The sequence below is a fragment of the Methylophaga sp. UBA3192 genome (assembly GCA_002363955.1).
GTDB lineage: Bacteria > Pseudomonadota > Gammaproteobacteria > Nitrosococcales > Methylophagaceae > Methylophaga.
The window spans coordinates 101,806-116,194 of sequence record DEXE01000004.1 but is presented as its reverse complement, the minus strand read 5'-3'; the positions used below and the strand labels follow the sequence as shown (position 1 = coordinate 116,194).

At 46.3% G+C, this 14,389-nt stretch carries 14 protein-coding genes; 10 read left to right on the top strand and 4 right to left on the bottom strand.

Going from position 1 to position 14,389, the window contains the following annotated elements; translation table 11 throughout:
- Nucleotides 1-162 precede the first annotated feature (162 nt).
- The 3 genes from B2337_RS06290 to B2337_RS06280 all read left to right on the top strand — a co-directional run bounded on the left by B2337_RS06290 (nt 163) and on the right by B2337_RS06280 (nt 2,265).
- The gene (locus B2337_RS06290; protein ID WP_292414662.1) at nt 163-996 is read left to right on the top strand and encodes a thymidylate synthase; all 834 of its coding nucleotides are present in this window, start codon (nt 163-165) and stop codon (nt 994-996) included.
- A complete protein-coding gene (locus B2337_RS06285) occupies nt 993-1,430 on the top strand; it encodes a hemerythrin domain-containing protein (RefSeq protein ID WP_292361282.1) in 438 nt (145 codons plus the stop codon). Before B2337_RS06290 ends, B2337_RS06285 begins: the two co-directional genes overlap by 4 nt.
- A 97-nt stretch (nt 1,431-1,527) precedes the next feature.
- Nucleotides 1,528-2,265, top strand: coding sequence for a cytochrome b/b6 domain-containing protein (locus B2337_RS06280; protein ID WP_292414664.1), 738 nt, complete (start codon nt 1,528-1,530; stop codon nt 2,263-2,265).
- Between the two features lie 8 nt (nt 2,266-2,273).
- On the opposite strand, the gene B2337_RS06275 is transcribed toward B2337_RS06280, so the two are convergent.
- From B2337_RS06275 to radC, 3 genes are all read right to left on the bottom strand, one after another.
- Nucleotides 2,274-3,410 (bottom strand): PepSY-associated TM helix domain-containing protein, encoded by a 1,137-nt coding sequence (locus B2337_RS06275; protein WP_292414665.1) that lies wholly within the window; start codon nt 3,408-3,410, stop codon nt 2,274-2,276.
- Between the two features lie 75 nt (nt 3,411-3,485).
- Entirely contained in the window at nt 3,486-5,513 is a 2,028-nt protein-coding gene (locus B2337_RS06270; protein ID WP_292414667.1) for a TonB-dependent receptor, read from the bottom strand.
- A gap of 126 nt (nt 5,514-5,639) precedes the next feature.
- Nucleotides 5,640-6,314 (bottom strand): RadC family protein, encoded by a 675-nt coding sequence (radC, locus tag B2337_RS06265; RefSeq protein WP_292414668.1) that lies wholly within the window; start codon nt 6,312-6,314, stop codon nt 5,640-5,642.
- Nucleotides 6,315-6,599: 285 nt separating this feature from the next.
- Between radC and B2337_RS06260 the strand changes: the two genes are divergently transcribed.
- The 6 genes from B2337_RS06260 (at nt 6,600) to B2337_RS14440 (ending at nt 12,407) form a co-directional block, all read left to right on the top strand.
- Nucleotides 6,600-7,643 (top strand): substrate-binding domain-containing protein, encoded by a 1,044-nt coding sequence (locus B2337_RS06260; RefSeq protein WP_292414670.1) that lies wholly within the window; start codon nt 6,600-6,602, stop codon nt 7,641-7,643.
- Between the two features lie 140 nt (nt 7,644-7,783).
- The gene (gene pstC / locus B2337_RS06255; protein ID WP_292414671.1) at nt 7,784-9,172 is read left to right on the top strand and encodes a phosphate ABC transporter permease subunit PstC; all 1,389 of its coding nucleotides are present in this window, start codon (nt 7,784-7,786) and stop codon (nt 9,170-9,172) included.
- Complete coding sequence (pstA, locus tag B2337_RS06250) at nt 9,165-10,439, top strand: phosphate ABC transporter permease PstA (protein ID WP_292361275.1); 1,275 nt, start codon at nt 9,165-9,167, stop codon at nt 10,437-10,439. Before pstC ends, pstA begins: the two co-directional genes overlap by 8 nt.
- An 11-nt stretch (nt 10,440-10,450) precedes the next feature.
- Nucleotides 10,451-11,347: a phosphate ABC transporter ATP-binding protein PstB gene (pstB, locus tag B2337_RS06245; RefSeq protein ID WP_292361274.1), complete on the top strand. Its 897-nt coding sequence runs from the start codon at nt 10,451-10,453 to the stop codon at nt 11,345-11,347.
- 34 nt (nt 11,348-11,381) lie between these two features.
- Complete coding sequence (phoU, locus tag B2337_RS06240) at nt 11,382-12,104, top strand: phosphate signaling complex protein PhoU (protein WP_292361273.1); 723 nt, start codon at nt 11,382-11,384, stop codon at nt 12,102-12,104.
- Nucleotides 12,105-12,287: 183 nt separating this feature from the next.
- Nucleotides 12,288-12,407: a DUF6434 domain-containing protein gene (locus B2337_RS14440; protein ID WP_363105649.1), complete on the top strand. Its 120-nt coding sequence runs from the start codon at nt 12,288-12,290 to the stop codon at nt 12,405-12,407.
- A gap of 235 nt (nt 12,408-12,642) precedes the next feature.
- On the opposite strand, the gene B2337_RS06235 is transcribed toward B2337_RS14440, so the two are convergent.
- Complete coding sequence (locus B2337_RS06235) at nt 12,643-13,299, bottom strand: SDR family NAD(P)-dependent oxidoreductase (RefSeq protein WP_292414672.1); 657 nt, start codon at nt 13,297-13,299, stop codon at nt 12,643-12,645.
- A gap of 110 nt (nt 13,300-13,409) precedes the next feature.
- Between B2337_RS06235 and B2337_RS06230 the strand changes: the two genes are divergently transcribed.
- A complete protein-coding gene (locus B2337_RS06230) occupies nt 13,410-14,309 on the top strand; it encodes a LysR family transcriptional regulator (protein WP_292414673.1) in 900 nt (299 codons plus the stop codon).
- Nucleotides 14,310-14,389: the final 80 nt, after the last annotated feature.

Below are 14,389 nucleotides of genomic sequence, written 5' to 3'. Positions count from 1 at the left end.
AATAAATTTATGCTGAACAACGACATTGCAACATTTCCGCCTTGATGGACAAAAAAATAGCTTTCAATAGTGGTGGCAATGACTGATCAACAGGTCCTAGTCCGTGCGAAAAAAGTGCCGATAGTTTACAGTAGCGGCACGGCAATAAATGAGTAAACAGGCATGAAACAGTATCTCGATTTACTTCGCGATGTGATTGAAAATGGCGTCGATAAAGGCGACCGGACCGGTACCGGTGCCCGGTCCGTTTTTGGACGGCAGGTTCGTTATGATTTGGCGGAAGGCTTTCCCTTACTGACCACCAAAAAACTGCATATTCGCAGTATTCTGCATGAGCTGCTGTGGTTTCTCAGTGGCGAAACCAATATTCGTTATCTGAAAGAAAATGGCGTATCAATCTGGGATGACTGGGCGACACCGGACGGTGAACTCGGCCCGGTTTATGGCGCACAATGGCGAAACTGGCAAGGAGCTGATGGTAAAACCTATGATCAGATCCTGGCGTTAGTCGAGGGACTGAAAAATAACCCGGACAGTCGTCGTCATATAATCAACGGCTGGAATGTTGCCTTATTACCAGATGAAAAACAAAAGCCCTGGGAAAATGCAGCGGCGGGCAGAATGGCGCTGCCACCTTGTCATGTTCTGTATCAGTTCTATGTGGCCAACGGTAAGCTCAGCGCATCTTTATATATTCGTTCAAATGATCTGTTTCTCGGCAATCCTTACAACACAGCCTCACTGGCTTTCCTCACGCATATGCTGGCACAGCAATGCGATCTGGATGTCGGTGAAATTGTGCTCAGCATTGGTGATGCGCATATCTACAGCAATCATTTCGAGCAGGTTGAAACGCAATTGCAACGCACCCCAGGCCCGTTACCTGAATTGAAAATTCATCGTAAGCCGGCCTCTATTCTGGATTATCGGTTTGAGGATTTTGAAATCGTTGGTTATGAAGCCCAGGCTCATATCAAAGCGCCGATAGCCGTATGATCGAAAAAGCTCAGAAACCACTCTATATCGTCTGGCAGGACAAATTTCTGCAACACGAATCGATCATTGATGAACAGCATCGCGGCGCAGTGGCGATCATCAATTCGCTTCATTATTTTATCCAGCAAGGTTTTACGCTGCAGCAGCTAAAACCCACAGTACATATATTGAAGAACTATCTGAATTTTCATTTCATGACAGAGCAGGGAATTTTAGAAGCTTTGGAATGCCCATTAATGAAGCAATACAAAGCGGAAGCGGAAAAAACCTTAAGAGACTTTGATGCCTGCTATTTACAGGGTATTTCAGAAGCCGATCCGACGGTATTATTGATTTGTCTGAGAAACTGGTGGCAGCAGCATCTTGAACTGCATGAAAAAATTACGCCGTTTTTGCATGAATGGAAAGGTGATTATTGTCGGGTAACGACATAAATACGTGATTGCATCATGGGTCTGATTACGCTTAAGACTCTTTTAAGAATAAGCTAATAGACTGAGAATAGAACGGGTTGAATTCAAGGAATAAAGCATGACACAACAAAGTTTAAAATCTTATCGAGTTTGGGATAGACCGGTCAGGATCTTTCATTGGTTAGCGGTGTTAACGTTTATCCCGATAGTCGCTCTCGGTTTGGTGATGATGTTCAGCCGTGACTTAGGTATATCGAGTGAAGATAAAGTGTTGTTAAAAGCACTCCATATCTGGATTGGTTATGTGTTTTTTCTGAATATCGTTGTCCGCATCATCTGGGCTTTCTGTGGCAATCGTTTTGCCAGATGGAAAGCCATTTTGCCGTTCGGTAAAGTTTATAAAGCACAGTACGCTGCTTATCGTGAAGCAGGCAAAACCAAGCGTAAAATCAATTTCCTTGGTCATAATCCGCTAGGGCGCTGGAGCGTTATGGTGATGTTGTTTTTGATGACAGCACAAAGTGTCACCGGTTTGGTATTGGGCAGCACCGATCTTTATATGCCACCGTTTGGTTCGCAGATAAAAGCCTGGGTGGCACAGGATGAAGCGTCCATGGCGTTGATTGTGCCGGGAGATAGAGAAACCGGTATTAATCCCGAGGCGTATCAGGAAATGCGTGATTTCCGTACGCCGTATCGCAGCTGGCACACTTACTTTTTCTACTTGTTGATAATTTCAGTTGTGGTGCATATTGCAGCGGTTATCAGAGCCGAGAAGAAAGAGGGCAGTGGCCTGACGTCAGGCATGATCACCGGTAATAAGGTGTATTCTGAAAAACCGTTTGATGCGGATTAAATAAGCCGTTAAGCTGAATGGCGACTGGTCACCAGTCGCCTGGCCCGACGTTTTTGTAACCAGCGGATAATGCCGGTTACAAATAATATCAGTGGTAAAAAGCCAGCAATAAACACCAGAATCCGGCCGGTCATGCCAAACACTTCGCCATTATGCAGTGGATGTAACCAGTGCATTAACACATCACCACCAGTGTCCTGTTTGGTGTCACGAAGTGCCAGAATCTCTCCCGTTAATGGATCAATCCACACTTGAGTTCGGGGAAAACGTCGACTGGGTTCACCCTCCTGATACAAAGCTATCCGCCAGGCTTTCTGATTATTTAACCCTGGTGTTTCAACCCAACGTAATTCAGCTTGGGGAAATTGCTGTCTGGCGATTTCGACCGCTTGATCAGCCGTAATTCGCGACGCATTTTCTGAATGATTTAATGCAATTTTCGGTGAACTGCTTAGATCAGAAAATGGCTTTACCAGCATCGCCGTTTCATCAGGCAGGGCGAGGGCTGCACCGGTCAGACTTAAAATCAGCAAAAAGACTAATCCATAACTGCCCGAGAGCACATGCAGATCGTAATTGAGCCGCGCTTTACCTGAGCGAAGCTGCGGTTTTAATGCCTGTTTCAACCCAGCCCAACCCGGCCACCACAGCCAAATCCCCGAAATAAACGAGATCAACGAAATCAGTCCGATAATACCAATGGCGATTTTGCCGGGTTTTTCCAGCAGCAGACTGTAATGCAAATCGTAAATCCAGGTCATCGCATAATCACCCCACAATCGGGAGCTGGTGACTTCAAGCGTGACCGGATCTACCGTCAGCATTAATGGCGCAAAGTTTTTTCCAACCGATTCAACCGGTGTGTAATAGCGCGCCATAATTGGCCAGTCATCATGCATTGGCTGTTCGATACGCCACGGATCGGTGCGCGTCGGATGTGCCTGTTGCAGGGCATCAAGAATGTCCTGTTGGGCAGGCATTTGGTACGGAACACTAGCCGGTTCAATCTGCGGATTGATGATCTGATCAATTTCCAGATAAAACACCAGAATACTGCCGGTCAGCCCCAGTAATAACAGCAATGCACCGATACTCAGACCGAGAGTTAAATGAATGCTCAGCCAAGTGCGGCGGGCGTTTTTCATGGTGAGGTTTATCCGAATGACGTTATTGATTCGCTGTCGAATAGTGACAGCGAATCAACCAAAAAAAGTAATGGGCTAGAAGTCTACCTGAACCGAGCCATACACAGCACGCCCATCACCCGGTGAATGCAACGATTGCGTGCCATCAAACCACACATATTCATAATAACGATTTGCCAGATTTTTCAATTGCAGTTCCAGGCGGACTTTTGGCGTTATGGCATAACTGGCTGACGCATTCATTAAAAAGAACTGACCAAATTCACGGGTGCTATTGGTGCGTTCCAGATAATAGCTGTCCTGAGCCGAAGTCCAGAAAGATAATCCCAGTTTTTGCGTGGCCTGATAATCGACACCGGCATTAAGCAGATAATTGGGTACATGGTCAATTTCCTGACCTTTACTTTCCGGTGACACGGAATCTGCTTTGAGGATTTCTGAACGTTGCAGTGAGGCGGCAAACCATAAGGCAAGCTGATCGGTTGCCTGAGCATTAAATTGCAGATCAATACCCTGACGCTCGGTTTTACCGATATTTTCACTGCTGTTATTCGGATCATTCAACACACGCCGAGCTTCATTGCTAGCGGTTTGCTGCCAGATGGCCACCCGTCCATCCAGCCATGAAACAGGACGGAATTTAAAACCGATTTCAAAACCTTCATTAATGGAAGGATCCAGATCACGGTCATTATCAACCCGATAAGTACCGGTCCCAACTCCAACCTGGAAGGTTTTGCCCCAGTTGGCATAAGCGGCGTAATTGTCGGTAAATGAATAAACAGCGCTAAATTTAGGTTGATGAATCAGACCATAATCGTTGATATCAAAACGTTGATCGGTAAGTTCATTGGTATAACTGCCATGCAATGATTCCACACGATAGGCCGGCACCAGTTTTAAATTTGCGGTGGGTTTCACCACGGCCTGCACAAAGGCACCATAGATATCCAGATCAAATTGCTGACCTCGCGTCTGGCTCTGTCGAATACGTTGGTTGGTTAGATAGCGATCACTTTCGTTATCCTGAAACTCGGCACTGACACCGCCCATCAGGGCAAACTCATTGGCCCAGTCGACTTCTGGCCGCCAAGTCAGTGTGCTTAATGCACCAATATGATTTTCCTTGGTATAGCGTTCCTGTTGCGAGACATTTTCCGAGAAGCGTACATAACGCCGGTCGTCAATCTGATTGAGGTAGGCTTTGGTTTCCCAATACAGTTCCTCATTCAAATCAATATCCATATGCGCACTGAATTGATTCAACTCGCGATCGCCCTGATCGAAGGCATTATGTGCCGGTGATTGTCTGTCATCATCGCGGGATTGAGCATACGTCAGATAGCCGGCTTCTTCGGCATCGGCTTTATGATGACGGGCAATAAAACCAAAACGGGCATTGCCACTTTCCGGGGTGAAAAACCATTTACCGGCAAACGATGATCGCTGGGTATCACTGTGATCACGATAGCCGGTTGAATCCAGATAACTGGCGGTGTAATTCTGTGAAAACAACCCATTATCAAACCCGGCAGCGTATTGCACATTGCGGGTATCAAAGCTGCCATAACTTGCACGGGCGGTCTGATAATTACCACCAATGCGGGTAATCACATCAGCGTTACCGGCGATATTGTGCAGACCATAACGTGGATCATTGGTGCCACGCACTACTTCAATCGCCTCGATATCCAATGGATTGGTCAGCTCCAGATACGGCATATTGCCGTCATTGCTGTTACTCGGAATGCCATCAATCAGCAGCTTCACGGCATTGATTTCACCTTCACCGTTAAAACCGCGTAACGAAAACTTGCCCGAGACATTGCCCTGATTAAACTGGGTCAGCATGATGCCCGGCATTTGCCCGAATATCTGCCAGTTATTGGTCACCACCTGATTCTGGATTTTCTCGGCACCCAGAATATCCACCGAAGTGGGTAAGTTGCGGGTGGAAATCGGGCCGCTAGCCCCACTGACCACCACGGTACCCAGTGTCAGGCTGGCATCATCCAGCAGGTTTGAAGTCTGGGCATAAACGCCATTGGCATAAATCACGGCAAGCGCAATACTGATCGGTTTAAGTGTTTTGGTTATCGTCATAATGTGGGTCGCATCTTATGAATGGGATGGTTTTACAATCCCAAAAGCATAACGATCTGCTTGCCAGCAAAAATGGGTGATATGCATTAAGGGTGTGGCAAAAGCCTTAATTTAAACCGGTTTACGCTAACAATGCCCCAATTCAGCTAATGAAGTGGTTTCCGCATCACCAACAATAATATGATCCAGCACCCGAATATCCACCAGCTCCAACGCACTGCGTAATCGCCTGGTGATCTGAATATCTGACTGACTCGGCTCCGCCACCCCGGAAGGATGGTTATGGGCAAAAATCACTGCCGCCGCATTATGTTTCAATGCCTGCTTAACCACCTCACGCGGATACACACTGGCCCCGTCAATTGTGCCCCGAAATAACGGCTCAAAACTGATTAAGCGATGCCGGGTATCGAGAAACAGACAGGCAAATACTTCATGGGGAAAATGGCGTAACTGGCGTTGCAGATAGAGCCGGGTAGTAGCAGCGTCAGTAAAGGCATTACCTCGCGTCAGTGTCGATTCCAGATGCCGCCGGCTCATTTCCAGCACCGCCTGCAACTGCACAAACTTCGCCGTGCCCAAACCATGCTGCTGACAAAACGTGTGATGATCCGCTTCCAGCAAAGCTCTCAGACTACCAAAATCAGCCAGCAGTTTTCTGGCTAAATCGACAGCCGAAATTCCCGTCACACCGGTTCGAAGAAAGATAGCCAGTAATTCGGCATCCGATAATGCTGCTGCGCCTGATTGCAGCAATTTTTCACGCGGCCGTTCACCTGCCGGCCAGTCCCTGATTGCCATGATTCGCTCCCTGCGATGTTATTTAAATGACAATTTAACGATAACGCCTGATAAATACAAACCGGTTTAGGAGTGAGGGTTGCCACATCTCCACCCAGACTGGTTGTCTGGATGATAATTCTCCTAAATAGGTTATTTCACTGAATGTCATAAAGTTGTCACACTGTCACTTTATTCTCCACGAATCGGTTCTGATGTTCCGGTTAGTCTGAGAATTAAATTGTTTCTGATTTTCAGTACTAAAAGATAGCTAACACAACTTTAAGCGAATGAAGGAGTTTTAAGGTGAGCAAACTGAAAACAGCACTTACATCTATCGCCCTTGCAGGTAGCCTTGCTGCTATTTCTGTACCGGCTATGGCTCGCGACACCATCAATATCGTCGGCTCTTCCACTGTTTACCCGTTTGCAACGGTTGTTGCGGAACGTTTTGGTAATCAAGGCGACTTTCCTACCCCTAAATTGGAATCAACCGGTTCAGGTGGTGGTTTGAAAATTTTCTGCCAGGGCATTGGTACCAACCATCCTGATATCACTAACGCTTCACGTCGTATCAAGGCATCTGAAATTGAATTGTGTAAGAGCAATGGTGTTGAAGAAATTACTGAATTCCGTATTGGTTCTGACGGTATTGTTATCGCCAGTTCAAAAGAAGCTGAGCACATGGATCTGACGCTGCAGCAGTTGTTCCTGGCGCTGGGTGAAAAAGTACCTGTTGATGGCAAGTGGGTTAAAAACCCTTATAAAAACTGGAGCGATATTGATTCCAGTCTGCCAAACAAAAAGATCGTTGTAATGGGCCCACCTCCAACTTCTGGTACCCGTGATTCGTTTAACGAGCAAGGTCTGGCTGCGGGTTGTGACACATTACCGGAAGCTGCTGAACTTGCTGAAGAAGAACATGCTGCGATTTGTGAAAGCATTCGTGAAGATGGCGCGTTTATTGAAGCCGGTGAAAACGACAACCTGATTGTTCAAAAGCTGGTTGGTGATACAGGACTGTATGGTATTTTCGGTTACAGCTTTCTGGAAGAAAATGCCGATCGTCTGCAAGCTGCCAAATTGGATGGTGTTGAGCCAAAACCTGAGCTGATTGCTGAAGATAAATACCCACTGGCACGCTCTATGTTCTTCTACGTTAAGAAAGCACACATTGGTGTTGTTCCGGGCATCGCTGAGTACGCGGCTGAGTTCATCAGCCCGGCGGCAATGGGGCCTAATGGCTACCTGAAAGATGTCGGTCTGATTGTGCCAACTCGTGACCAATTGATGGTTCTGCAGACCAAGTTAAAAGAAATGCCTAATCTGACTGCAGATGATCTTAAATAATTAATAAGTTCAATGGTATAACAAGGATACGAATCATTTTATATGGTTCGTATCCTTTCCATTTCAGCAAGGTAGAAATAAACTCGTGTTATTTAAGAGTAAAGCTTTAAAAAATCCCTTAGTAGCAGATAGGAAATAGCATGCAACCCGCTAATCTGTTTTTTTTAATCCTGGCACTTATCTTTACCGCTTACGTGCTGGGGTATTTTAGATCAAAGGCATTGGCCAGACCTTTGGGCGGCGTTCGCCACCTCAAGTCTCTTCCCGGATATTACGCTGTTCGTGCTGCGTTGTGGTGTGGCATACCAGCACTCATCATTCTGGTGTTATGGGCCTCATTTGAAAACCAAATCATTCAAATGCTGGTTCTCGGAACGCTGGCACCAGAAATTGTTCCTGCCTCTCCCGGTGAAGCCAGTCTATTGATGTCGCAAATCAATAACATTGCCAGTGGTGCCTTGTCGTCAGGTTCGGTTGACGCTTCACTGGTCAATGCGGCTGAGTTACTTACGAACCTGCGACAAAACAGCAACACTTATATGACAATGTTAGTGCTCTCCATTGCTGTACTGGCGGGTTTTGTGGGCTGGTATCGGATACAGCCGAAGCTGAATGCCAGAGAGCAGGTTGAGATAATTCTGCGCTGGTTTTTCTTTTCCTGTGCTGCAGTGGCGATTATGACCACCGTCGGCATTGTGTTTTCTGTGTTCTTTGAAACTGTCCGTTTTTTTGGGATGGTGTCTTTTACCGATTTCTTTTTCGGCACCAGCTGGAGTCCACAGGTCGCGCTTAGGGCGGACCAGGTTGGTTCAGGCGGTGCTTTTGGCATGATTCCGTTGTTCACGGGTACGTTGCTGATTTCGGCAATTGCGTTGCTGGTAGCCGTGCCGGTTGGGCTGTTTTCCGCTATCTATCTGTCGGAATATGCCAACAAACACGTTCGTAGTGTGGTGAAGCCTTTGCTGGAATTGCTGGCCGGTGTTCCCACAGTTGTTTATGGTTTTTTTGCTGCTTTGACAGTGGCCCCCTTCATCGCCAATTTTGCACAAACACTGGGTATGAATGCTTCTTCCCAGAGTGCACTGGCGGCAGGTCTGGTCATGGGGATCATGATTATTCCTTTCGTTTCGTCGCTTTCTGATGACGTCATTAATGCCGTACCTCAATCGTTGCGGGATGGATCGCTGGCATTGGGCTCTACCCAATCCGAGACCATGAAAAAAGTCATTTTCCCAGCGGCATTGCCCGGCATTATGGGGGGAATATTGCTGGCGGCTTCCCGGGCTATCGGTGAAACCATGATTGTGGTAATGGCCGCGGGGCTTGCCGCCAATCTGACAGCGAATCCACTGCAGTCTGTCACCACCGTGACGGTGCAAATTGTGACCCTGTTAATAGGTGATCAGGAATTTGATAGTCCCAAAACACTTGCTGCGTTTGCGTTAGGTGCGATGCTGTTTATCGTCACGCTACTGTTAAACGTGATTGCCCTTAAGATCGTTCGTAAATACAGAGAGCAATATGATTGATCCTAAAAAACAGGCAGAAATTGTCCATAAATCGCTGAAAAAACGCTACCGAAAGGAGAAGCGTTTCCGGGCTTACGGCATTCTAGCCATTACCATTGCGTTAGCTTCGCTGATAGTTTTATTCGCGGATATTATTAACAAAGGCCATACCGGTTTCCTGAAGACAACCATTACCCTGGATGTCGAAATGAACGCCGAGACGATGTATCTGGAGGATCCCACCGATCCAGATGCAGTGCGTATGGCCGATTTTGTAGAGCCTCTGATTCAGAGTCTGTCAGAAATATTGCCAGAGGCTACTGAGGAAGATCGGGGCAAACTGCGCGGCCTGATTAATCCTTATGCATCGAGTCAGCTTCGGGATGAATTGGTTGCCAATCCGGACTGGATGGGCACAACCCAAACCATTACCTTTCTGGCGCACAGTAATGTTGATGTGTACAACAAGCATAAAGGCAATGAGGCTTATTCCATTAAGTTGTCGGAGGAACAGCAGCAGTATGTGGATAAGTTACGCGATAAAGGCGTCATAGAAACCAGTTTCAACGATGTGTTTTTCACCAGTGGCGATTCACGTGACCCTGCCAGAGCCGGGGTGCTTGGTGCTATCGTCGGTTCGCTGTTAGTTATGTTTGTCACCCTGGTATTGTCATTCCCTATCGGTGTGGCGGCGGCGATTTATCTGGAAGAATTTGCCCCGAGAAACAGGATCACCGACTTTATCGAGGTCAACATCAACAACCTGGCCGCAGTACCATCGATCATCTTTGGTTTGCTGGGTTTGGCGGTGTTTATCAATCTGTTTGGCATGCCTCGCTCTGTCCCGTTTGTCGGTGGCCTGGTACTCACATTGATGACGCTGCCAACCATCATTATCTCCAGTCGTGCGGCGATCAAAAGTGTGCCGCCTTCAATCCGTGAAGCGGCTGAAGGAGTGGGTGCCTCTAAAATGCAGGTGGTATTACATCACGTATTACCGCTGGCGATGCCCGGCATGCTGACCGGTTCGATTATCGGTATGGCTCAGGCTCTGGGTGAAACAGCACCGTTGCTGTTGATAGGTATGGTGGCCTTTATCGTTGAAATTCCCGAAGGGTTCTTTGACGCCGCTACTGTGTTGCCTGTGCAGGTTTTCTTGTGGGCAGGCAGCCCCGAACTGGCCTTCATTGAACGCGCGTCGGCGGCCATTATGGTGCTGCTGGCATTCCTGTTAAGTATGAATGCATTGGCTATCTGGTTGCGTAAGCGCCTTGAACGCCGTTGGTAATGGAGAAAACAATGAATATGAACGATACGCTTATTAGCGAACCTTTGGAGCCACAAGAAATGAGTACACCTGTTAATCGCCCTGTTGAGGATGCTGGTGCGCAGTCTGCGAAAGTTGAAGAAGGAAAAACAGTCGGTAAGCCGTTTGCGGATGATCCCAAGTTTAAGCTTCGCAACGTGGAAGTGTTCTATGGACAAGAACGCGCCATAAAAAATGTCAGCTTGGATATTGGGCGTAATGAAGTTATTGCGTTTATCGGACCTTCGGGTTGCGGTAAATCAACATTTCTACGGTGTCTTAACCGGATGAATGACAGCATCGATATTTGCCGGGTTAAAGGGCAATTAATGCTCGATGATGAAGATATCTACCATTCCAAAAAAGACGTGGTTGAATTACGGGCCCGGGTAGGCATGGTATTTCAAAAGCCGAACCCGTTTCCAAAGTCGATCTATGACAATGTGGCCTATGGCCCGCGAATTCATGGGCTCGCCAATCGTAAGTCGGAACTGGATGACATTGTTGAAGACAGCCTGCGTAAGGCGGGTTTATGGAATGAAGCGAAAGATCGTCTGCATTCCATTGCCACAGGTATGTCAGGCGGTCAGCAACAGCGTTTATGTATCGCCCGTGCCATTGCTGTTAGCCCTGAAGTGGTTTTAATGGATGAGCCATGTTCAGCACTTGATCCCATTGCCACAGCGAAAGTTGAAGAGTTAATCTCTGAATTATCAGAAAGTTACACCATTATTATTGTGACGCACTCTATGCAGCAAGCCGCCCGGGTATCCAGCCGGACTGCGTATTTCCATCTGGGGCACCTGGTAGAAGTTAACGAAACAAGCAAGGTGTTCACGTCTCCCGAGCATGAACTGACCGAGTCCTATATTACTGGCCGTTTCGGCTAAGCCACACTTTTACGTGCTTTTGGAGAATTTTGCTATGAAGAAAGATAATAATAGTGTCTACGGAGGTCACACGTCTCATGAGTTCAATGAAGACCTTGCTTCCCTGAATGCCGACTTCCTGAAAATGGGCTATATGGTCAGAGACCAGCTTACAAATGCGATAGCTGCACTGATGGATGGCGATGGCTTTAGGGCCGATGAAGTACGCAACAATGATAAAATTGTCGATAAGCTGGAGCTGGAAATTGATGATGAAGCTGTCCGTATCATCGCTCGTCGTCAGCCGGCTGCTATAGATCTTCGTCTGGTGATTGCCGTGATGAAAATGGTTGCTGACCTGGAGAGGGTCGGGGACGAAGCCAAGAAAATTGCCAAATCAGCTTTGGCATTATCCGAGGAGGGTCAGGCTCCCCGTGGTTACGTTGAAGTTCGTCATATTTCTAATCACGTACTTGAAATGCTCAACGATGCCCTGGATGCTTTTGCCCGGCTTGACTCCGAGCTGGCATTACGGGTGATGAAGGAAGATAAAATAGTAGACGAAGAATACAAAGCGGCTACCCGAAGCTTACTGACTTTCATGATGGAAGATACCCGTAATATTTCTCGCTGCATGTCAGTGATGTGGGTCTTGCGGGCGCTTGAACGGGTGGGCGACCATGCCTGCAATATTTCTGAACATGTCATTTTTATGGTTGAAGGCGAGGATATCCGTCACACGCCCGTAGAAGATACAGAAAAACTCGTTGGCCGCTAATAACTTACGAAAAGCTGCAGGAATCTATCATATTCCTGCAGCTTTTTTAGGCTCTGAAACGCTATTTCCCTTTATCAATAACCCTCTGTCAGTTAAGTATGTTTTCAGTATTCGCCAGTCTATTAGGATGCCTTAATTAAGTGGCAGTGGGCTGATCACCTGACCTAAGGAAGCGAGGGACTGATGGTGGATAAACTCGACTGGCATGGGGAAACAATTACAACAGAGCTTCCGGTAAAAAGTGCTTATCAAAATACGCAGAATGTTCGCCGATTGTTTAAAAAATCTGTGGGTCTGACTTGAACTTTAATCATGATTATTTGGATAAAAAAGATAGAAAGCCTAAATCTATGCGTGAAGGACAGGATACTTGTGCCCGAAGTAATCCATTTTTTTTATAAGTTTTAAACAGCTTTATAATTGGGTTTAAAAATATGATTGGTGGACTTTGTTTAATATCGGTAGTCACAAAGTAATGACGGACTCCGTAAAAAGGATATAGAGGAATCTGCACTACCGATCCCTCTAACTATTATCATCAATTCGATGGATAAACGATTTCATCTGTCCAATTATCTTTAGGCTGAAGGTGAAGTTGCCAAAAGCTGTCAGCAATTCCTTCAGACTCTTCTGACTCTGGAGTCACGAAGGTCGCCACTGTAACGCTGGCGATATGAACATTTTCAGCTTTGAACGTCTCAAATAGCCCCTGGGAAATCGCTCTAATCCCGGCCTTGCCGATACTCAGAGAAAGGTATTCAGGGTGGGGCTGCAATGCAAAACCACCACCGGTGAGTAAGATTGTGCCGGTTTGGCGAGACTTCATATATTCAAACGCTTTTTTAACACTGACAAGTGCCCCAGCAATGTTGACATTCAAATCGGCTACGAAAGAATCTGCAGGTTGTTGTTCAATCGTCTGGTTTCGCAGATTCGCGGCGTTGTAATGGAGCACATCGATTTGTCCGTATTTAGATTCTGCTTGATCAATTAACTCATTAACCTGCGAGGCATCAGTTGCATCAACGTGATAATACTCGGCTTCTTTTTTGTCTTTTCTTAATGCGGCAATAAAATCAGAGGCATTGCTTTCGTCACGACCAGCAAGAAGGATCCGAAATCCTTCTTGGGCAAAACGGTTGGCTGTGCTCTGACTGATGCCTGGTCCGGCTCCAATAATAAGCAGTGTTTTCATGTTTTTCTCCTGTAATTAAGTGCTTTCCAACTACAGGCAACAGTCTAAATGTTTACAAATAAAGATAAATACGATTAGATCTAAAACATAATTTACTGTGAGTTAATAATATGGATCGTTTATTAAGCATGGAAATCTTTGTCGCTGCAGTGGAGTTGGGTACCTTCACTGCTGTAGCGGAGAAATTCAGGCTTTCCACACCAATGATAAGTAAGCACATACAGAGCTTGGAGAAACGCGTTGGTACGAGTTTGTTAAACCGAACAACACGGCAGCAGCATCTTACCGAAGCTGGCGAAAATTATTACCGTAAATGCAAAGATATCCTCAAGCAGATTTCATTCATTGAAGAGGACACAAAGACTAACGCTATTGAGCCCAGCGGTAAATTGAAAGTGAGTGCTCCCGTTTGGTATGGCATGAGTACTTTAGCACCGGCTGTAGCTGAATATTTGAGTGAATACCCAAGCGTTGATATTGAACTGGAATTAAGTGATCGATATGTGGATCCTGTTAGTGAAGGCTTCGATATTGTTATCAGAATTGGTCAGCTGGATGATTCGTCAATGGTAGCCAGGAAGCTTCCAGACTATGAACTGGTTATTTGTTCTTCACCGAAATATATAGATGAAAGGGGGGAACCCAAACACCCAGATGATCTGGTTAATCATGAATGCCTGTATTTTTCAAGCTGGGTTGCTCAAGGCGGTTGGAGACAGCTTAATAAACAAATTGGCCGACATACGCTACCGAGGATAACCACAAACAACCAGCAAGTTATTCGCCATGCAGCGCTTAGAGGAATTGGCTTAATAATGATGCCTGTGAGTTTGTTGGAAGCGGATCTGATAAAAGGCGATCTTATTGAAGTCTTAGCAGACTACAAGCCTGCACCAAAACCAGTGAATCTCTTGTTTTCCGATAGAGCGAAAACGACTGCCAAGATCAAAACATTTGCTGATTTTATGAGTTTAAATTTAGATAAGACTAAAATGAAAAATATAAAATAGACACTAGGATGCAAAAATAGTCCCAGCCCTTCGGGTTGTGACTGAAAAAGCGCCACTCAGTGTGGCAGTGTGGCCTACAT